This window comes from Streptomyces sp. W16 (assembly GCF_033194735.1).
Taxonomy (GTDB): domain Bacteria; phylum Actinomycetota; class Actinomycetes; order Streptomycetales; family Streptomycetaceae; genus Streptomyces.
In genome coordinates, this window is sequence record NZ_JAWOAI010000164.1 from 1 (window position 1) to 18,719 (window position 18,719).

The 18,719-nt window shown below is 69.5% G+C and carries 16 protein-coding genes, 1 tRNA gene and 2 pseudogenes; 5 read left to right on the forward strand and 14 right to left on the reverse strand.

Features of this window, described 5'->3' with window-relative positions; translation table 11 throughout:
• Positions 1–114, reverse strand: a pseudogene (locus R6V09_RS22420) (DUF309 domain-containing protein); the annotation flags it as partial.
• A 100-nt stretch (positions 115–214) separates the two neighbouring features.
• On the opposite strand from R6V09_RS22420, the gene R6V09_RS22425 reads away from it, so the two are divergent.
• From R6V09_RS22425 to R6V09_RS22435, 3 genes are all read left to right on the forward strand, one after another.
• Positions 215–288: transfer RNA gene (locus R6V09_RS22425), tRNA-Pro, on the forward strand.
• A 116-nt stretch (positions 289–404) separates the two neighbouring features.
• Positions 405–1,364 (forward strand): tyrosine-type recombinase/integrase, encoded by a 960-nt coding sequence (locus R6V09_RS22430; RefSeq protein ID WP_317883222.1) that lies wholly within the window; start codon positions 405–407, stop codon positions 1,362–1,364.
• Positions 1,357–2,088 carry a SpdA protein gene (locus R6V09_RS22435; RefSeq protein ID WP_317883223.1) on the forward strand — a complete coding sequence of 244 codons (732 nt, stop codon included), beginning with the start codon at positions 1,357–1,359 and terminating at the stop codon, positions 2,086–2,088. The genes R6V09_RS22430 and R6V09_RS22435 overlap by 8 nt, the downstream gene beginning before the upstream one ends.
• Positions 2,089–2,890: 802 nt before the next feature.
• Here R6V09_RS22435 and larE read toward each other — a convergent pair.
• From larE to R6V09_RS22480, 8 genes are all read right to left on the reverse strand, one after another.
• The gene (gene larE / locus R6V09_RS22445) at positions 2,891–3,790 is read right to left on the reverse strand and encodes an ATP-dependent sacrificial sulfur transferase LarE (RefSeq protein WP_317883224.1); all 900 of its coding nucleotides are present in this window, start codon (positions 3,788–3,790) and stop codon (positions 2,891–2,893) included.
• Positions 3,787–4,989, reverse strand: a complete 1,203-nt coding sequence (larC, locus tag R6V09_RS22450; RefSeq protein ID WP_317883225.1) for a nickel pincer cofactor biosynthesis protein LarC — start codon at positions 4,987–4,989, stop codon at positions 3,787–3,789. Before larC ends, larE begins: the two co-directional genes overlap by 4 nt.
• Positions 4,986–5,780, reverse strand: a complete 795-nt coding sequence (gene larB, locus R6V09_RS22455; protein WP_317883226.1) for a nickel pincer cofactor biosynthesis protein LarB — start codon at positions 5,778–5,780, stop codon at positions 4,986–4,988. Before larB ends, larC begins: the two co-directional genes overlap by 4 nt.
• The gene (gene larA, locus R6V09_RS22460; RefSeq protein ID WP_317883227.1) at positions 5,777–7,057 is read right to left on the reverse strand and encodes a nickel-dependent lactate racemase; all 1,281 of its coding nucleotides are present in this window, start codon (positions 7,055–7,057) and stop codon (positions 5,777–5,779) included. The genes larB and larA overlap by 4 nt, the downstream gene beginning before the upstream one ends.
• On the reverse strand, positions 7,054–7,971 hold the full coding sequence (locus tag R6V09_RS22465; RefSeq protein WP_317883228.1) for an amidohydrolase family protein: 918 nt from the start codon (positions 7,969–7,971) through the stop codon (positions 7,054–7,056). Before R6V09_RS22465 ends, larA begins: the two co-directional genes overlap by 4 nt.
• The gene (locus R6V09_RS22470; RefSeq protein ID WP_317883229.1) at positions 7,968–8,957 is read right to left on the reverse strand and encodes an aldo/keto reductase; all 990 of its coding nucleotides are present in this window, start codon (positions 8,955–8,957) and stop codon (positions 7,968–7,970) included. The genes R6V09_RS22465 and R6V09_RS22470 overlap by 4 nt, the downstream gene beginning before the upstream one ends.
• Entirely contained in the window at positions 8,957–9,808 is an 852-nt protein-coding gene (locus R6V09_RS22475) for a fumarylacetoacetate hydrolase family protein (RefSeq protein ID WP_317883230.1), read from the reverse strand. The genes R6V09_RS22470 and R6V09_RS22475 overlap by 1 nt, the downstream gene beginning before the upstream one ends.
• A 119-nt stretch (positions 9,809–9,927) precedes the next feature.
• Positions 9,928–10,641 (reverse strand): FadR/GntR family transcriptional regulator, encoded by a 714-nt coding sequence (locus R6V09_RS22480; protein ID WP_317883231.1) that lies wholly within the window; start codon positions 10,639–10,641, stop codon positions 9,928–9,930.
• Between the two features lie 308 nt (positions 10,642–10,949).
• Here R6V09_RS22480 and R6V09_RS22485 point away from each other — a divergent pair, with 308 nt between their 5' ends.
• Complete coding sequence (locus R6V09_RS22485; RefSeq protein ID WP_317883232.1) at positions 10,950–12,257, forward strand: L-fuconate dehydratase; 1,308 nt, start codon at positions 10,950–10,952, stop codon at positions 12,255–12,257.
• Positions 12,254–13,012, forward strand: a complete 759-nt coding sequence (locus R6V09_RS22490; protein WP_317883233.1) for an SDR family NAD(P)-dependent oxidoreductase — start codon at positions 12,254–12,256, stop codon at positions 13,010–13,012. The genes R6V09_RS22485 and R6V09_RS22490 overlap by 4 nt, the downstream gene beginning before the upstream one ends.
• Before the next feature lie 76 nt (positions 13,013–13,088).
• Here the strand turns inward: R6V09_RS22490 and R6V09_RS22495 are convergent, their stop codons facing one another.
• The 5 genes and pseudogenes from R6V09_RS22495 to R6V09_RS22515 all read right to left on the reverse strand — a co-directional run.
• A complete protein-coding gene (locus R6V09_RS22495; protein ID WP_317883234.1) occupies positions 13,089–13,985 on the reverse strand; it encodes a carbohydrate ABC transporter permease in 897 nt (298 codons plus the stop codon).
• Positions 13,982–14,902: a carbohydrate ABC transporter permease gene (locus tag R6V09_RS22500; RefSeq protein ID WP_317883235.1), complete on the reverse strand. Its 921-nt coding sequence runs from the start codon at positions 14,900–14,902 to the stop codon at positions 13,982–13,984. The genes R6V09_RS22495 and R6V09_RS22500 overlap by 4 nt, the downstream gene beginning before the upstream one ends.
• A gap of 68 nt (positions 14,903–14,970) precedes the next feature.
• On the reverse strand, positions 14,971–16,335 hold the full coding sequence (locus R6V09_RS22505; protein WP_317883236.1) for an ABC transporter substrate-binding protein: 1,365 nt from the start codon (positions 16,333–16,335) through the stop codon (positions 14,971–14,973).
• A gap of 87 nt (positions 16,336–16,422) precedes the next feature.
• Positions 16,423–17,238, reverse strand: coding sequence for a GntR family transcriptional regulator (locus R6V09_RS22510; RefSeq protein WP_317883237.1), 816 nt, complete (start codon positions 17,236–17,238; stop codon positions 16,423–16,425).
• A gap of 569 nt (positions 17,239–17,807) precedes the next feature.
• A pseudogene (locus R6V09_RS22515) lies at positions 17,808–18,719 on the reverse strand (hypothetical protein); the annotation flags it as partial.

The following is an 18,719-nucleotide window of genomic DNA, read 5'->3' on the forward strand; positions in this document are numbered from 1 at the left end:
CGCGCCATACGGCAGCGGCCGCCCGAGCCCGTCCCGGGGCCGGGCGTTGCGCGCCCGCCCTGCACCGTCCCGGTCCCGCGTACCGTCCGCACCGTCCGAGGATGTGTCGCTCATACGACGATTGTCCCGCGCCAGGCACCGGCTTCGGCGCACCCCCGGGCGTGGGGTAGGCTGCTGTTCGCGCGATCACGCGGTTCACCGCAGGAAAGCGCACCGGGACGTGGCGCAGCTTGGTAGCGCACTTGACTGGGGGTCAAGGGGTCGCAGGTTCAAATCCTGTCGTCCCGACAGTGCGAAGGGTCTTCGCAGGCGAGAGCCTGCGGGGGCCCTTTTCGTATGGGTCGTTTCCGATCTTCGAGGTTGAGCATGCCGCTCATCGGCACCTTTACTCGGAGGCCGGCGAAATGCCGTTGCTGGACCTGGACAAGATCACTGCGGGTCTGTCGAAGACCTGGTCGGGGTTTCTGCGGGACTGGGACCGCTCGTTGCGGGCGGGGAACTATCCGGAGACCACCCGCTACAACTATCTGCTGGCGGCCGCCCAGTTGGGCCGCTACCTGGGGGAGTACTCGCCGGACCCGGAGGCCGACGACGCGGCCGAGGATCCGACCGACATCAGCCGCGCGCACATTGAGGCGTTCCAGGCGTGGATGATCGAGACGCGGTCGGCGTCGACGGCGCTGAACAAACACAAGGCACTGCAGCAGTTCTTCAAGTGGCTGATGCTCGACGAGGGCGAGATCGACCGCTCGCCGATGGAGCGGGTCCGGCAGCCGAAGATGCCGCAGAAACTGATCCCCGTCATTCGGGGCGACGAGACCACGAAGGTCCTGGCTACGTGCAAGGGCAGGCAGTTCGCCCAACTGCGGGACGAGGCGATCATCCGCCTGTACTGCAACACGGGTGCACGCCTGTCCGAGGTCGGCAACCTCCTGCTCGACGACGTCGACATGCACACCGAGTCGGTGCATTTCCACGGCAAGGGCAGCAAGGACCGGCGGGTGCGCTTCGGGCCGAGGACCGCGCGGGCCGTCAGCCGTTACCTGCGGGCCCGTGCCAAGCACAAGGCGGCTGACTTGCCGGACTTGTGGCTGGCCGAGCGCGGGATGCGCCCGCTCGCCCCCAACGGCATCAAGATCATGCTCAAGCGGCGGGGCCTTGAGGCCGGACTGGTCAAGCTGCACGCGCACCGGTGGCGGCACACCTTTGCCCATGAGTGGAAGCGCGCCGGCGGCGACACCGGCGACCTGATGCTGCTGCTCGGCTGGACGTCGCCGGAGATGCCCCGCCGCTACGGCGCCAGCGCCGCTGCCGAACGCGCCCAGGAAACCCATCAGCGGTTCGGGGTCGGTGATCATGTCTGAACCTGGTGAGCTCCTCGCGCGGCGCGGTGCCGTACGTGAGCAGCAGCTGGCCTTCCGTGCTGTTACCGCGATCACGGGAGTGGTGGTTGGCCTCGCTTTCCTGTTCGGCTTCGGCAACGTTTGGACATTGGCTCTGCGGCTGGGCGTGTCCGCATGGGTGGCCCCGCTCGTGGCACCCGCCGTGGACCTTTCGGTCCTGGCGCTGCTGTTGGCGATCCGGTATCTCGCCCTCTACGGCGCCCCCGAGACCGCGCTGCGCCCGGCCCGCAGGCTGTTGCTTCTGGCCAGTCTGCTCACCCTCGCCCTCAACGTCACCGAGCCGCTGCTCGCGGGCGCGTACGGGCGCGCGGCTTTCGACGCCGTGGGCCCGCTGCTGCTGATCGGTTGGGCCGAGGTCGGCCCCGGCCTGCTGCAGGCCATCAGCGGTATCCGAGCTGACGATGTGACGACACTGCCACGCAGCAGCTTCGGCCGCACCGGAGAGCGACTGTACGGCGTGCCGGTGGCCGAATACGGCAGCTGGGACGACGCCACCGATGATCTTCTGGACCGGGCTCGGGTGGAAGACGCCCGGCACTGGCAGACTCACCGGCGGCCGATTTCTGCGGAAACACTCCGCAAATGCCTGCATATCGGTGCCGCTCGATCGCGCGCACTGGTCGCCGTCCTGCGGGCCGGAGGCGTCCCGGCGGTCGACAAGGGGGTCCATGCTGTACGCCGCTAGGGACGCCGCAGAGTCGTGCGGCGCTTGGGGCGGCGAAGGTTGCCGCTGGCGGGTTGGTTCTTCCCGGCTCGTGCGCTTTTCCGAAGCGGGTGAAGGCGCGATGTCAGGCGGGGGCGGATGGTTATCGCGCGGGGAGTCCGTAGCGGCTTAATAATGCCTTAGTAGCTGTTGACCTGCAATTTTAAGAGGGATCTAGGGACTGTCGACGCCTCGGGCCGACGTGGGACTGGTGTCGAGGGGCTGAACCGTCAGCAGGTTCTTGGTCTGCTGGTGGTACACGAGTCCGACGGCCCCTGATCTGTAGAAATGAGTGAAATTGCCGCACGTGAGGTGGAGTTGGTCCGCTCCTGGTCCAGATCTTGGTGGGTGGAGGGCCTTCTTCCGCAGACAGAGACCCTCTGCTTCAGCGCGTCGGAAGTTCCCGGGATCGGGACTGTCTCTGTGGGTGCGGAGAGTAGGGAACGCTGGCGTACAGGCTGCGCATGACACGGGGATGTTCCCCGCGAGCGGGGGCAGAAGGCGGGCACCCCGCGCAATCCACACGCATCAGGGACCACCCCCGCGGGTGAGGGGAGAGGACATAGTCCGCTCGATATCCCACCAGCGGCTGCCGAGCCGTTCGCTGAACTCGATGCCTTTGCAGGCGATGCGAACGGGAACGCGGGGTGAGGTTTCCCCAGGCCGCTCGTCGACCACTTTTCAGTCGATGCCGACAGACTGCAATGCGCGCACTCAGCGCTGGACCATCGGTTCAGCGAACGGGTCCTCACTGGGGGACGACGTCATACGACGACGACACGCCTCACGTGACGGGCCGATCCGCTGTCGAGCGGGGCGCCGCGCCAAGGCCTGAGGTCTCGGAGTTGAGCCGTCCTGATCGGAAGGGCTCCACCTGGTGGGGCAGTTCGGCGAAGCCCGCGTCCGAGAGTGCCCCCGCGAGCCCGGGGAGCGCGGAGATCCGGTCGACGAGCGAGGCGTCCACTTCCAGGCGGGCGGTGTCACCCAAGTCGCGGACCCGGAGGTCGGTCACTGCCAGTCCGGCGTCGGTCAGGAGCGCGCGTACCGCGGTCTCGGCCCGGTCGACGCGGGCCAGGCGGTGCGGGGTGACCTCGATGCCGTAGCGGATGCGGCTGGCCAGACAGGGTGTCGCGGGTTTGTTCCAGGTCGGCAGTGACCAGTGCCTGCTCAGCAGGCGCACCTCCGCCTTGGTCAGGCCGGTGTCGAGGAGCGGGGTGTGGATGCCGCGTTCCCGGCCGGCCCTGATGCCTGGGCGGTGGGGGTCCCGGGCGTCGTCCGCGTTGGTGCCGGTGGCCACCAGCTCGTATCCGTGGTCGTGGGCGAGCACGGTGATGGTGTCCAGGACCTCGGACTTGCAGAAGTAGCAGCGGTCGGGGCCGTTGGCGCGGTAGCCGGGACGGGTCAGTTCGCTGGTGTGCGGGGTGAGATGAGTGACGCCGAGGTCTGTGGTCAGGCGGCGGGCGTGCGGCAGTTCACCGGCGGCCAGGCTCTCCGACACGGCGGTGACGGCGAGAACCCGCTCCGGGCCGACGGCACGTACGGCGGCGGCGAGCACGAGGGCGGAGTCCGCGCCGCCCGAATAGGCCACGGCGACGGCGCCGATGACGCGCATGCGGTCCAGAAGCCGGTCGGCGAGCGCGTCGGCGTGTGCGAGTGCGGCCGCTCCCTCGTCTGTGACGGTCATGGTTGTCCTCCTGCGAGAAGGTCGGTGTGCTGAGGGGCGGCGACCCGGCCGCTCTTGGCGAGTGCGCGTGCCGCGACGGTCCGGAGGGGCATGCCCAGGTCCGCGGCGACGGAGGCGAGGTCGTCGTGTTCGGGTTTGGCGCCGTGCGGACCGTGCTTGATCCGAACCGGGTGGCCGTCCACGTGCACGGTCTCGAAGTCCCGCGGCAGCGCGGTGCGGGTGGCGTCGACGCGGCGGATGCCGAGGCTGCCGGTCTCCGACAGGACGAGGTCGCGCAGCCGACGCTCGTCCTGTCGGGTGGTCAGGACGTGCAGCACGTGCGCCGGACGGTTCTTCTTCATCACGGCGGGTGTCACCCAGGCGTCGAGAGCACCGGACTCCATCGCTCGGGTGATGGTGTGTCCGAGGATCTCGCCGGTGACGTCGTCGAGGTTGGTCTCCAGAACGACGACGTCCTCCGCCGGAGGGTCCTGACGCGCGGCTGCCGGGGTGGGGACTCCCAGGGTCACCGCTGTGACGTTGGCCCGGTCCGGCAGGCGGCGGGTGCCCGCCCCGTACCCGGTGCGGCCCAGGGCCATGGGGGGCGGGGGTTCGTACCGCGCCCCGAGCGCGCGCAGCAGTGCGGCGCCGGTGGGCGTCACCGTTTCGCCGGGCAGATCGCTTCCCATGACGGCCGCTCCGGAGAGCAGCGCCAGTGTGGCGGGTGCCGGGCAGGGCAGTACTCCGTGCGCCGAGGTCACCCGCCCCCTGCCCAGCGGGAGCCGTGCGCTGAAGACGTCGGAGACGCCCAGGGCGTGCAGGGCCGCCGCGACGCCGACGATGTCGACCAGGGTGTCGTGGCCGCCGAGTTCGTGGAGGTGGACGGTGGCGGGGTCGGCGCCGTGCAGGCGGCCCTCCACCTCGGCAACGGCGGTCACGGTGGCGACCGCGAGGGCGGCGACAGGTTCGGGGGTGGCTCGGGAGACGAGGCGGATGACTTCGGCGGCCTGCCGCTCGGTGCACGGGTCGGTGACGTCCACGTGGACCCGGGTGGCGGCCAGCCCGTGGTCGGTGACGCGCTCGGCGGTCAGTTCCCAGCCGGTGAGACCCGTGGCGGCGATCGAGGCCCGGATCGCGTCCAGCGGTGCTCCGGCGTCGATGAGGGCGGCCAGGAGCATGTCTCCGGCCAGCCCGGTGAACGGGTTGATCCAGGCGATCACCGGGCGCCTCCGGGTGTGCTCACACGGCTTTGTGCGTTCGCAAGGCTTTGGGCGATGCGGTGGACCGCCATCGCGGCCGAGAAGCCGGAGTCGATGTTGACCACGGTCACCCCGGCAGCACAGGACGCGTGCATGGCGAGCAGTGCGGTGACGCCCTCCAGGGACGCGCCGTACCCGGTGGAGACCGGCACGGCGACGACCGGTGCGCGCACCAGACCGCCCACGACACTGGCGAGGGCGCCCTCCATCCCGGCCACGACGATCACCGCGTCGGCGGTCTGGAGCCGGTCACGCACCTGGAGGATCCGGTCGAGGCCGGCCACCCCCACGTCGTGGATGGCGGTGGTGTCCAGGCCGACGGCGGCGGCCACGGCGACGGCTTCGGCGGCAACGGGCCGGTCCGAGGTGCCGGCAGCCACCACCGTCACGCGGAAGTCCCCGGCCGGAGACGGCCGCCAGCACAGCAGCCGGGCCTCGGCGTCGTACATTGCGGGGCCGTGCGGTTGCCCGTCGTACGTTCCCGGGTCGTATGGCTGACCGTCGTACGGCCCCGGGCCTCGCGTCTCCTCGTCGTGCGCGCCCGGATCCAGCCGTGCCATGACGGCCTCGGCGGTCTCCGCCTCGATCCGGGTGACGAGGACAGGGCCGGTGTTGTGTTCCAGCAGCCCGGTGACGATGCCGCTGATCTGCTCGACCGTCTTTCCGGGCCCGTAGACGACCTCGGGGAGTCCCTGCCGGGCCTCGCGGGCGAGGTCCAGTCGGGCGTAGCCCAGGTCCAGTACCCCACTCATGCCCGGCTCCGGTCGACGTACGGGATGGTCTGCGGGCCTTCGGGCAGGACGCAGAGACGGGCGCCGGGACCCGCTGCGGCCAGCGCCTCGGCGACGGTGGCCGAGATGTCGCGGGTCTGTCGCAGGTGGGCGGTGGCCAGTTCGGCGTCGCTCAGGAAACCGGTGTGCATGACGACCCGGCTGCCGGACTGGATACGTGCCTGGATCTGCACCTGCCACTGGTCGGGCACGGTTTCGGTGCGGGCGCTGATGTCGTCGAACAGCGCCTGCGGGGACGGAGCGGAGGCCAGCACCTCCCGGTAGGAGCCGTGGTCGGGGAAGCCGTCGCGGCACTCGGCCGCGCAGACGATCATGCCGCCGGGTTTGACCACCTGGTACGCGGCGGACATGCCCTTGACCGCCTGGTAGAGGTTCTGGTCCAGCGGGAAGCCGGAGTTGGTGGTGACGACGACGTCGAACGGCGCCTCGACCGGCCGCATCGCCATCCGCTTCGCCGTGGCCGTGGCCGCGGCGTGCATCGGCGCCAGATCGCCTCCGAAGGCGGCCACGATGTCTTTGTCCCGGTTGAGCACCACGTCCAGCGAGAAGGTGACTCCGGTCGCTTCGGCGATGGCCCGTACGTCGTCATGGACGGGGTTGCCGTGGGTGTTGCCCCAGGTGGCGCGCGGGTCGCCGATGCGGGCCGCGTCGTGCAGGACGAGGACCGTCTCCAGCGCGGCCAGGCCGGGGGCCACGAGTTTCGGACCGCCCGAGAAGCCGGCGAAGAAGTGCGGTTCGACGAAGCCCGTGGTGATGCGGACGTCCGCTTCGGCCCACGCACGGTTCAGCCAGACCGGGACGCCGTTGCCGTGCGTCCCCATCCAGGTCAGTTGTCCGGGGTCGCGGGCGTCGTGGTTGACGATGCGTACGGCGTCCACGACCTCGTCGCCGAACATCTCGCGCAGTTCCGTCTCGCCGTTGCCCCGGTGGGTGCCGGTGGCGACGAGGATCACCACGTCCTCCAGACGGACGATCCCTTCGAGTTCGGCGAGGACGGCGGGGATCATCAGATGGCGTGGCTGGGGGCGGGTGCCGTCGCAGGCCGAGATCGCCACCGTCTGCCCCGGTCGTACCCGTTCGCGCAGCGGGGGCCCGGCGACGGGGGAGCGCAACGCCTCGCGCAGTACGGCCATTTGATCCCCGGCGGCCTCGTGGTGAACGGGTTCGACGACGGTCGCCGTCCGCGGATCCACCTCGATGTCGAGCCCCGACTGCCCGTAGGCCAGACGTATCTTCACAGGTTTTCCTTCCGCAGTCGGTAGGCGCGGGCCGCCGTGCCGCCGAAGACCTCGGCACGTTCGGCGGCGGTCAACCGGTCGGTCACTTCCTCGGCCGCGCGGACGACCTCCTCGTAGGAGGCGGCCAGCAGGCACACCGGCCAGTCGGAGCCGAACATCACACGGGACGGGCCGAAGGCGTCCAGCACCTCATCGGCGTACGGACGCAGATCCGCGACGGTCCAGCCGGTGCGGTCCGCCTCGGTGACCATGCCGGACAGCTTGCAGAACACGTTGGGTTCGGCGGCCAGTTCACGGATCAGCGCGGCCCACGGCCGCAGTTCGCCGGAGGCGATGGGCGGCTTGGACAGGTGGTCGAGGACGAAGGTCAGCTCGGGCAGTGCCCGTGCGGTGGCGATGGCGGCGGGGAGTTGGTGCGGGAGGGTGAGCAGGTCGTAGGCGAGACCCGCGTCCGCCACTCTGCCCAGTCCACGCCGGACGTCCGCCCGGTTCAGCCAGCCCGGGTCCGCCTCGCCCTGCACCAAGTACCGGACCCCTACCAGGAGTTCACCTCCGGTGCCCGTCCGCAGGGCGGCCAGTGTGTCCGTGAGGCGGTCCGAGGTGAGGTCCGCCCAGCCGACGACACCGGCGACCAGGTCCGCCGCCCCCGCCAGGGACAGGAACTCCGCCGTTTCGTCGGCATCGGGGAGGACCTGGACCAGGATCGTCCGGTCGATGCCCGCCGCCGCGGCCTCCGGTGCGAGGTCGTCGAGGGTGAAGTCACGGCGTACGGCTGCCAAGTCGGGGGCGTCCAGCCAGTCGTGCGGGCGACGGCTCGGGCCGGAGGCGGTCCCGGGCGCTCTCGGAGTCGTCTCTGCCACAGGCGTCGCGGACCGGGGCCGCCAGACGTGGTGGTGACCGTCGATCCGTGTCATGGCCGGGCCCCCGCCAGGGCGTCGAGTTCGGCCCACAACTCCGCGGGGATCTCCGTCGTGGCGTGCGCGATGTTTTCCGTGACCTCCAGTGGACTGCGCGCGCCGAGGACCACGCCGGTGACCGCCGGGTGGCGCAGCGGGAACTGCAGCGCGGCGGCGGCCAGCGGCACCCCGTGGGCTGCGCACCGCTCGGCCAGGGACCGGGCGCGGCGCAGCACTTCGTCGGGGGCCGGGGCGTAGTCGTAGGTGGCGCCCGGAGACGGGTCGGCGAGGATGCCGCTGTTGAAGACGCCGCCGACCAGGACGCCCACCTCGCGCTCGGCGCACAGCGGCAGCAGCACCTCGGCGGCGCTGCGGTCCAGCAGGGAGTAGCGGCCGGCGACGAGTACGCAGTCGAGGTCGGTCTCGGTGACGAGGCGGGTGAGCATCGCCGTCTGGTTCATGCCCGCGCCGATCGCCCGGACCGCTCCCTGGTCGCGCAGCCGGGCCAGTGCCGGGTACGCCCTCTTGAGCGCGTCCTCCCAGTGGTCGTCCGGGTCGTGGATCAGGACCGTGTCGAAGGCTTCGAGACCGGACCGCTCAAGGCTCTCGGCGAGCGATCGGTAGACGCCCTCGGCGCTGTAGTCGCGCACCCGGACCAGCCCGCGTTCGCCGTGGAACGCCTCGTCCCCGAGGGCGGCGTCGCCCGGCACGAGCAGCCGTCCCACCTTGGTGGACACGGTGAACTCGGCGCGCGGGCGGCCGGTGTCGGCGAGGAAGGATCCCAGCCGCCGTTCCGCGAGCCCGGCGCCGTAGTGCGGGGCGGTATCGAAGTAGCGGACACCGGCCGCCCAGGCGGCGTCGAGCATGGCGGTGGCCTGCTCGTCGCCGACCGCCGAGAACAGCCCGGCCATCGGTGCGGTGCCCAGGCCGAGACGGCTGACGGTGACCCCGGAGCGGCCGAGCGGGACGCGCTCGGTGAACCAGGGCGGGCTCGCGGAGGTCATCAGGCCTGTCCGAGGACGTGCCGCTGGCGGCCGAGCCGGTCGATCTCCACCTCGACCACGTCTCCGGCGACCAGATAGGGGAAGTCGTTGGCGCCGAAGGCAACGCCGGCCGGGGTGCCGGTGCTGATCACGTCTCCGGGGTCCAGCACCATGAACTGGCTCAGGTACCAGACGATGTGGCGCACCCCGAAGATCATGTTCTTGGTGTGGCCGTCCTGGCGCAGTTCGCCGTTGACCCACAGCCGCATGGCCAGCCCCTGCGGGTCGCCGGTCTCGTCGGGGGTGACCAGCCAGGGGCCGAGCGGATTGAACGTCTCGCAGGACTTGCCCTTGTCCCACTGCCCGCCCCGCTCGTGCTGGAAGGCCCGCTCGCTGACGTCGTCGGCGATCGCGTAGCCCGCGACGACGTCGTCCGCCTCCTCCGGCGAGTCCAGGTAGCGCGCGGTGCGGCCGATGATCACAGCGAGTTCGATCTCGTAGTCCGTCTTCTCACTGGTGCGCGGTACGAGCACGGTGTCGTCGGGGCCGACGACCGTGTTGGCGGCCTTCATGAAGACGACCGGTTCGGCAGGGGGCGGTGTGTCCGTCTCCGCAGCGTGATCGACGTAGTTGAGCCCGATGCACACCACCTTGCCGGGGCGTGCGACCGGGGCGCCGACCCGCAGACCGGCGATGTCCGTGTGCGGCAGCGCGTTCTCCGCCACGGCGGCACGGACGCGTTCCACGCCGCCCTCGGCCAGGAACGCACCGTCGATGTCGACGGTCAGCGGACTCAGATCTCTCGCGGTGCCGTCGGAGTCAAGGACCACGGGCCGCTCGGAGCCCGCCGGGCCCACGCGCAGAAATCTCATCGGTACTCCTCAGTGAGGTGAACATGCCCGCCCGGTGACCTGGCAATTCGGTACCGGGGAACGGGACATGAAGATTGAAAATGGACAGAGGGTGGAGGGGGGCCGGGGGAAGGAAGCGCCTAAACGGCTGAGTCGTCCCCGGGGAGCCGGCCGCCCCGTGCCAGGTGCTCGCGCAGCCATCGCTCGGTGGTGCTGACGTGCATCAGCGCCGCCGCCTGGGCGAGCACGGCATCACCGTCGGCCAGCGCCTGGTAGATCGCCTCGTGTTCGGCGAGGGTGCGGCCGGCGGCGTTGTCGTCGACCAGTCCCCGCCAGACACGGGCACGCAGCGTCCGGCCGGAGATGCCCTCCAAGAGGGTGGCCAGCGTGGCGTTGCCGGTGGCCGCGACCACGGCCCGGTGGAAGGCGGCGTCGTGCTCGTTGAGGCGCTCCACGTCGTCGCGGGCCGCCCGCATCGCGTCCAGGTGCCGCTCCACCTCGCCGAGCTCGGTGGCCGAGATCCGCGTGGCGGCCAGCGCTGTGGCGACGGGCTCGAACAGCCGCCGCACCTCGGTGAGCTCCAGCAACGTGTCGCCGTGCAGCAACTCCACCGCGGACCCGATGCTGCTCAGCAGCAGCTCCGGTTCCAGGCTGGTCACGTAGGTGCCGTCCCCGCGCCGGATCTCCAGCACCCGCGCGACGACCAGCGCCTTCACCGCCTCCCGCATCAGGTTGCGGGACAGGCCCAGCTCCGCGGCGAGCTGTTGCTCGGGCGGAAGTTTGGCCCCGGGGAGCAGCTCGCCCGACTGGATGAGGTCCCTGATGCGGTCGATGGCCTTGTCGGTCAGTGACATGCGTGGCCGTCCCCTCGTCATTGCGTGCGCAGCGGCACCGTAGCAATACATCCCATGACGTAGAAAGACATGGGGTGACTGAACCACGGCCGCAATCACGAAAATTTCGTCTACGTCGCAGGTCAGGAGCGAAAGTATCCGACTCTTGCCATCTCGGCTATGGACACAGTGGCGAACAGAGACTAAAAATCCATCCCATGTCCGAAGGTTGCTGTTGCAGATCGGGCATGCCATGGACACATGACGATGGGTGGTTGCCATGACCTCGAAACGACACCTCGGCCTCCCGGCCGCGATTGCCGGTCACCATGAGTGAACTGATCAGCGCCGTGGAAGCGGTCGACGTACGGTTCCCGACCTCTCTGGAACTCGACGGCTCCGACGCGATGAACCCCGAACCCGACTACTCGGCCGCCTATGTGACGATCCGTACGAGCGGCGGTGACGAGGGCCACGGGCTCGCGTTCACCGTGGGGCGCGGCAACGACGTGGAGGTCGCCGCCGTACGTGCGCTGGCCCCGCTGGTGGTCGGCCTCTCGGTGGAAGAGGTCCTGAACGACCTCGGCGGTTTCTCCCGGCGGCTGACCGGCGACAGCCAACTGCGCTGGCTGGGCCCGGAGAAGGGGGCCATCCACATGGCCGCCGCGGCGATCGTGAACGCCGTGTGGGACCTGTACGGCCGCCGTACGGGGAAGCCGGTCTGGCAGTTGCTGGCCGAACTGTCCCCGGAGCAGCTGGTCGACCTGGTCGACTTCCGCTATCTGCAGGACGCGCTGACCCGCGACGAGGCCCTGGACATCCTGCGCCGCGCCGAACCAGGCCGCGCCGAACGCGCCGCGCACCTGCTGGAGCACGGTTATCCGGCGTACACGACGACACCCGGCTGGCTTGGCTACGACGACGAGAAGTTGGTGCGGCTGTCGAAGGAGGCGGTCGCCGACGGGTTCTCCCAGATCAAGCTGAAGGTCGGCGCCGACCGCGCGGACGACGAGCGCCGGATGCGGCTGGCCCGCGAGGCGGTCGGCCCGGACATCAGGATCGCCGTCGACGCCAACCAGGCGTGGGGCGTCCAGCAGGCCATCGACTGGATGCGGGCGCTCGTGCCCTACGACCCGTACTGGATCGAGGAACCCACCTCCCCCGACGACATCCTCGGCCACGCCGCCATCCGCAAGGCGCTGGCGCCGGTGAAGGTGGCCACCGGTGAGCACACCCACAACCAGGTGATGTTCAAGCAGCTGCTCCAGGCCGGCTCGCTCGACATCCTCCAGATGGACGCGAGCCGCACCGCGGGCGTCACCGAGAACGTCGCCATCCTGCTGCTGGCCGCCAAGTTCGGCGTCCCGGTCTGCCCGCACGCCGGCGGGGTCGGCCTGTGCGAGATGGTGCAGCACCTGGCGATGTTCGACTACGTCGCCGTCAGCGGCACCACCGAGAACCGCGTGATCGAGTACGTCGACCATCTGCACGAGCACTTCACCGATCCCGTACGCATCCGGGAAGGCCACTACCTCGCGCCGACCGCCCCCGGTATCAGCGCCGAACTGCACCCGGACTCCGTGGCGGCCCACCGCTACCCCGAGGGCCCGGTGTGGGAAGCGAAGGCCACGACATGAGCACGGACGAGTTCGCCGGGCTGACCGCGCTGGTCACCGGTGGCGCCTCCGGCATCGGCCTGGCCACCGCTCAGTTGCTCGCCGCACGTGGGGCGCGCGTGGCCTGCCTCGATCTCAAGCCGGACGACGTGCCCGAACCCCTCATCGGCATACAGGCCGACGTGGCGGACGACACCGGCGTACGAACAGCCGTCGAGGAGGCCGCCCGCAGGCTCGGGGGCATCGACATCCTCGTCAACAACGCGGGGATCGGCGCCCAGGGCACGATCGAGGACAACCCCGACGACGAGTGGCGTCGCGTCTTCGAGGTCAACGTCTTCGGCATGGTACGGGTGACCCGTGCCGCGCTGCCGCACCTGCGGCGCTCGCACAGCGCGGCCGTCGTCAACACCTGCTCCATCGCGGCCACGGCGGGACTGCCCGACCGGGCCCTGTACTCGGCCACGAAGGGCGCTGTCCTCTCCCTCACCCGGGCGAGCGCCGCCGACCTGGTGCACTCCGGAATCCGCGTCAACTGCGTCAATCCCGGTACCGCCGACACCCCCTGGGTCGGGCGCCTGCTGGACAGCGCCGCCGACCCCGCGGCCGAACGCGCCGCCCTGAACGCCCGTCAGCCCATGGGCCGCCTGGTCAGCGCGGAAGAGGTCGCCGCGGCCATCGCCTACCTGGCGAGTCCGCTCTCCGGCTCCACCACCGGCACCGATCTCGCCGTCGACGGCGGCATGCACGGACTGCGGATCCGCCCGCGCGTCTGAACACGGCTGTCCGGCACACCGCACCAGCAAGGAGATCGAGAAGGCGTTGTCATTCGGGAGTTGAGGACCGCACGCGTCACTTCACCGCCCCGAACAACAGGCCACGCACCAGACTGCGCTGGCACACCCAGCCGAGAATGACGACGGGGATGCTTACCACGGTGGCGACGGCGGCTACTTGGGCGGTGTAGAGCTCACCGAACGACAGGAACTTCTGCATGAACAGGGGCAGCGTGGAGGTGGTCGTCGTGAGGTTGACCGCGTAGAAGTACTCGTTCCAGGAGAACACGCAGCACAGCAGGGCCGTTGACCACAGGCCGGGTCGGACCAGCGGAAGCACGATGCTGCGCATGATGCGTGTCCGGCCGGCCCCGTCGATCGCCGCGGCTTCGAGTACCTCGCCGGGTACCTCCTGGAGAAACGAGCGGATCATCCATACGGCAAGCGGGAGGTTCATGCCTAGGTGCAGGATCAGCAGCACCACCACGGTGTTCAACAGGTGCAGGTGCTGGGCCACCACGTAGATCGGGATGATGCCCGCGGCGACGGGCATCATCTTGGTGCTGATGAAGAAGAACAGCACGTCCTGCGTCTTACGGACCGGCCGTACCGACAGCGCGTACGCGGCAGGCGTGGCCAGCAGCAGTACCAGGACCGTCGAGACGACCGCGACGACGATCGAGTTGCCCGCGTACGCCCAGAAGCCGGCCTGGAACGTGCTCCGGTAGTGCTCCAGTGTCGGGTGGAACAGGAGCTTGGGGGAGGGCGACGCCGCGTCGGTCTCGGTCTGGAAGCTCTTGAGCAGCATGTACGCGATCGGCGAGAAGAGTACGAGCGATCCGAGCCAGCCGAGTACGGCCACGGGCCAACTGGCCTTGTCGTTGGCAGGTCGACGCCGGCGCCCGCGCGGGCGGCTGTGTGGCTCGGGCGAGGCGGGCTTCTTCTTCGAGGGGTGCAGGGCCGTGGCGGTCATCGTCGTCCCTCCTGCTGGAAGATGCCGGACAGCAGGCGTAGCGCCGGCATCGCGAGTGCGATGGTGAGCACCAACGTGACCAGCCCGTATGCCGAAGCGGTGCCGAAGTCGAACGAGTTGAACGCACGCAGGTACACGTAGTAGGTGATGTTGGTCGTCCCGAACGCTGGACCACCGGCCGTGAGCAGGGCGATCTCGCCGAACGTCTGGATGATGTTCATGCTGAGCAGCAGCGCGGTCAGTTCGAGGAAGGGCCGCAGGTGCGGGAGGACGACGTTGCGGAACTGCTGCCACCAGTTCGCGCCGTCGACGCGTGCGGCTTCCAACTGGTCATCTGGCAGCGCCTGCAGTCCGGCAAGCAGCACGAGCATCGCGAACGGTGTCCACCGCCACGAGGTGATCATGATGATGGAGAGCATCGACTGCTCGCTCAGCCAGTTCACGCGCGGCAGCCCGACGGAATCGGTGAGCCAGCCGAGGAGTCCGAAGGAGGGGTCGAACATGGCGCTGCGCCAGAACAGTGTGACCGCCACGGGCATGACGAAGAACGGTGTGATGGCGAGCGTGCGGGCGATGCCGCGCCCCGGGAACTTCTTCTGCAGCAGCATCGCCAGGACCAGCCCGACGAGCATGCTGGCGATCGTCGCGCCGCCGGTGAGGACCACCGTGTTCTTGATGGCCTTCCAGAACGTGTCGTCACCGAAGGTGGTCCGGAAGTTGTCGAGGCCGGCGAAGCCCTTCTGGCCGGGGTCGAGCAGGTTCCAGCGTTGCAGCGAGTACCAGATGGTCAGGGCGAACGGGATCTGTGTCAGCACGAGCGTGATGACGAGTGCCGGCAGCAGTGGGGCGCGTCGGCTCCACGACCCGCGCCGGGTTGGTGACTTCACCGGGACAGCCGGCTGGCTGATGGTGGTCATGGCTCACTTCCTCCTGAGAGTCGGGCGGCGTGATGGGCTGTTGCACCTCTCACGCCGCCCAGCTGCGGCTACTTGAGGTAGCCGGCCTTCTTGACCACGGACTCGGTGTAGGACTGGGACTTCTTCAGCGCCTGCTGCACGCTCTGGGTGCCGGCGATGGCTCCCGCGACCTGCTGCGAGACGTAGTCACCGATGTCGGTGAACTCGGGGATCTGCACGTACTGCACTCCGGTGTAGGGCACCGGATCGACGGTCGGCTGCTTCGGGTTGGCGGCGTTGATCGAGGCCAGGGTCAGATCGGCGTAGGACTTGGCCGCGCTCTGGTACTGCGGGATCGAGTAGGTCGAGGTGCGCGAACCGGGCGGGACGGAGTCCCAGCCGGCCTTGGTGCCGGCGAGTTTGATGTACTCCTTGCTGGTCGCCCAGGAGATGAACTTCCAGGCGGCGTCCTTGTGCTTGCTGGACTGGGTGATGCCCAGCCCCCAGGACCACAGCCAGCCGGACGCCTTGGTCTGATCCACGGGCGCCATCGCGAACCCGAGGTTGTTCTTCACCTGCGCGGTGGCCTCCTGCAAGGCGGATCCGGCGAAGACCGTGTCGTCGTACCACATCGCGGTCTTGCCCTGGGTGATCTGCTGCAGGCAGCCCTCCCAGCCGTCCTTGGCCGCGTCCTGCTGGCCGTGCGAGCGCAGCAGGTCGACGTAGAACTTCACGGCCTTCTCGGTTGCGGGCGAGGTGAGCTGCGGCTGCCACTTCTCGTCGAACCAGCGACCGCCGAAGGTGTTGATGACGGTCGTCAGCGAGGCCAGGTTCTGGCCCCAGCCGGGCAGGCCGCGCAGGCAGATGCCGGAGACGCCGTCCTTCTTGTCGTCCAACTTGGCCGCAGCCGCCGCGACCTGCTGCCAGGTCGGCTTCTGCGGGATCGTGACCCCGGCCTTCTTCGCCAGGTCCTTGCGGTAGAAGAGGAAGGAACTCGACCCGTAGAAGGGGGCGGCGTACAGCTTGCCATCTGCCGACACGATGTCCTTGATCGGCTGGAGGACGTCGTTCTCGTCCCATGCCGCGTCCTTGGAGACGTAGCTGTCGAGCGGGACGATCCAGCCGTTCTTCGCCCAGATAGGCACCTCGTAGCTGCCGATCATGGCCACGTCGTACTGGCCCGCCTTGGTGGCGACGTCCTTGGTGACGGCCGGGCGCAGGTCGTTCTCCGGCAAGGTGGTGAACTTGACCTTGATCCCCGGGTTCTTCTGCTCGAAGTCGGAGATCAGGCTCTCGGCCGTCTTCATCTGAGGGTTCGCCGCGAGCGCCACGGTGATCGTGGTGTTGCCCGAGGCGTCCTGCCCGGCCGAGGGGTCGGAGCAGGCGGCAGCAGCAGTCAGGGTGCCGACGACGAAGGTCGCCGTGATGAGTTGTCTACGTCCGGTGCGGGGCATGGAAGTTTCTCCTTGAGGACGGGAAGGGCAGAACTGCCGCCTTCGTTCTGTCGGGGCGGGTGGGGGATCGTGTGGGGTCTGGGCGGATCAGGGGCTGACGAGCCGGCCGATCTCTGGGGAGGGGGATGCCGTCCGGGTGGGGGCGGGAGCGCCGACCTGGATCTCGACGTGCACCACGTCGCTGCGGACCCAGACCTCGTGGTGCTCGAAGGGCACCAAGTGCGTGTCCCACGAGGTCGACCTGACTTTCAACAGCGGTGCGCCGTCCGGGACTTGGAGCAGGTCGGCGACCTTCCCCCGCGCGGTGACGGCCTCGACCGTGCGGGACGCGCCCGCGACCGTGTAACCGCCCTTGCTCAGCGTGTTGTTGAGGGAGCCTTCTCCTGCCGGAACGTCGCTGCGTGACACCAGCTCGCCGACCAGCGGGGGCAGGTAATTGGCGGAGAAGAGCGCCACCTTGCCGTCGAGCTTGCGAAGCCGTTCGAGGATGTAGCCGTCGCTGCCAGGAGCCATGTGAAGTTCCTCGGCCGAGTGCGTCGGCAGTGTCGCCTTCTCGGCACGCAGCACCTGGGTGGTGACCCGTCGCTGGTGCCCCGCCACCTCGTTCTCGAAGAAGCCCTCCCGGCCCTGCAACAGCCACCCCCGGCGCGGCGGCATCGAGGCGAAGGCCCCTCGCCGTGCGATGCGGGCGACCCAGCCCTCCTCCTCCAGCAACCGCAGGGCCTCTCGGACCGTGGCACGGGAGACGTTCCAGGTGGCGGCCAGTTCGCCCTCGCTGGGCAGACGGTCGCCGGCGGCTACGGCACCCGTCGAGATTTGGTCACGGATGCGCTCGGCAAGCTGCAGGTAGTACGGCTCAGCCGAAATGCGATCGATGGCCTGAGCGCTGTTCGATCCGCTCATGAGGTGCTCCAGAACTCAAGGTCCCGCAGTCTTGTACGTACAGGCCGGTCAGCCTGGACAGTCCGGACTGTATGCATTGGTTTTCGGCCGCGTCAAGAGTCTGTTAACTACGAAAATGAGCGACCGCCGAGGAGGCGATGGCGACACATTTCGCGACGCGGATCGGTGTGGCGCCCAGAGCTTCGACCGCGGCTTCTGCGCACCTGTCTTCGTAGGCACGGCATGGTTGTGGAGGGGGTGGCTGGCGTATCCCTCACCGACGCGGACAGGCTTCTGCCCACTGCGCCGATCGCGGCGGCGGGCAGACGGCGGAGCACAGCAACGTGGCCGACCAGGTCGTCGACGGCTGTCCGGCGTTCGCGCGCTGTCGTGGCTCGGGCGGCGGCTTCACGCCCGTCAGCACCGGCGCTGTGGGCACGCTGGAGCGAACACGCGTGTGGCTGTTGCCAGTTCACGTGCTGATAGGAGGCTGCTGTGCTCGCGCGTCCGGCCGTCAGAGGGGAGGGCGCGAGCACGGCAGCCTGCTGAATGGCCGGCGCCTGCGGTGGGTGTTGGGGTGACCCGCTCGCTCATCGACCGGCTGTTGCACCTTGCAGTCCTGCCTCTGCCCCGGGGTTCAGGGCGGCGGTGACGGACGGTTTCCAGTCGAGGGCCCGGGCGGCGAGGAGTGCCGCGCCAACGGCTGTTACTTCTGGTTCCGCGATGACGTGGGCTGCTGTGCCGGTCACCGCTTGTTTGATGTCGAGCCAGCCGCGGGAGCGGGCCCACCCGCCCGCGGTGTAAACAGGCGCGTCCGGCTCGGCGAGGGCCTGTACGGCGGCGATGGCAAGGCCACCGCGTCGCGCCAGTGCGCCGAGTACGGCAGATGCCCTGGAGTGCGGGTCGGACGCGGAATGGGGGGCGTAGAAGGGTGTATGGCCGCCCGCCGCGCCGGGGTGGAAGGTGTCCGAGAACAGATGATCGTCGGGTGTGGCGTTGCCGGAGATCAGACGGTCGAGGGCATCGGCCACGGCCGGATCCTGTGACGCCCAGGCGACGTTCCGGGCGAGTTCCTCCACGTGGAGAACGGTGGCTCCGAAGGCGTTGTGAATGCCGGGTGAGACATCGACGGCCCCAGGCACATGGCCGGGCGGAGCATGTGTCTGCGCGACGACGACTTCCGCGGTGCCCATGGAGTCGAGGACGGCTCCGGGGCGTAGCTGATGGACGCCCCAGCCGCCGACGGGGTGGTCGTGCCCTCCGGCCACCACGAGGGCGCCGGGCCTGAGGACGCCGGCGTTCCGCAGCCGCTCGGAGCGTACGTCGCCGATCACGGCTCCCGTCGGCACGACCGCGGGCAGCAGTTCGGAGGCGCCGAGAGTCGCCTGCACACGGCTGGTGTGCCAGGTGCGTGCGAGGGGGCGCCAGGCCCCGGTCCGGGCGGCGAGGGTGTCGCTGAGGAAGGCCTTGCCGCTCCAGCGGCAGGCGGCGTAGTCGGTCAG

What these genes read in the sequence shown, in the direction of transcription:
- R6V09_RS22430 (WP_317883222.1), top strand. Translation starts at nt 405, where the DNA reads ATGCCGTTGCTGGACCTGGACAAGATCACTGCGGGTCTGTCGAAGACC.
- R6V09_RS22435 (WP_317883223.1), top strand. Translation starts at nt 1,357, where the DNA reads ATGTCTGAACCTGGTGAGCTCCTCGCGCGGCGCGGTGCCGTACGTGAG.
- larE (WP_317883224.1), bottom strand. Translation starts at nt 3,790, where the DNA reads ATGACCGTCACAGACGAGGGAGCGGCCGCACTCGCACACGCCGACGCG.
- larB (WP_317883226.1), bottom strand. Translation starts at nt 5,780, where the DNA reads ATGAGTGGGGTACTGGACCTGGGCTACGCCCGACTGGACCTCGCCCGC.
- R6V09_RS22465 (WP_317883228.1), bottom strand. Translation starts at nt 7,971, where the DNA reads ATGACACGGATCGACGGTCACCACCACGTCTGGCGGCCCCGGTCCGCG.
- R6V09_RS22470 (WP_317883229.1), bottom strand. Translation starts at nt 8,957, where the DNA reads ATGACCTCCGCGAGCCCGCCCTGGTTCACCGAGCGCGTCCCGCTCGGC.
- R6V09_RS22475 (WP_317883230.1), bottom strand. Translation starts at nt 9,808, where the DNA reads ATGAGATTTCTGCGCGTGGGCCCGGCGGGCTCCGAGCGGCCCGTGGTC.
- R6V09_RS22480 (WP_317883231.1), bottom strand. Translation starts at nt 10,641, where the DNA reads ATGTCACTGACCGACAAGGCCATCGACCGCATCAGGGACCTCATCCAG.
- R6V09_RS22485 (WP_317883232.1), top strand. Translation starts at nt 10,950, where the DNA reads ATGAGTGAACTGATCAGCGCCGTGGAAGCGGTCGACGTACGGTTCCCG.
- R6V09_RS22490 (WP_317883233.1), top strand. Translation starts at nt 12,254, where the DNA reads ATGAGCACGGACGAGTTCGCCGGGCTGACCGCGCTGGTCACCGGTGGC.
- R6V09_RS22495 (WP_317883234.1), bottom strand. Translation starts at nt 13,985, where the DNA reads ATGACCGCCACGGCCCTGCACCCCTCGAAGAAGAAGCCCGCCTCGCCC.
- R6V09_RS22500 (WP_317883235.1), bottom strand. Translation starts at nt 14,902, where the DNA reads ATGACCACCATCAGCCAGCCGGCTGTCCCGGTGAAGTCACCAACCCGG.
- R6V09_RS22505 (WP_317883236.1), bottom strand. Translation starts at nt 16,335, where the DNA reads ATGCCCCGCACCGGACGTAGACAACTCATCACGGCGACCTTCGTCGTC.
- R6V09_RS22510 (WP_317883237.1), bottom strand. Translation starts at nt 17,238, where the DNA reads ATGAGCGGATCGAACAGCGCTCAGGCCATCGATCGCATTTCGGCTGAG.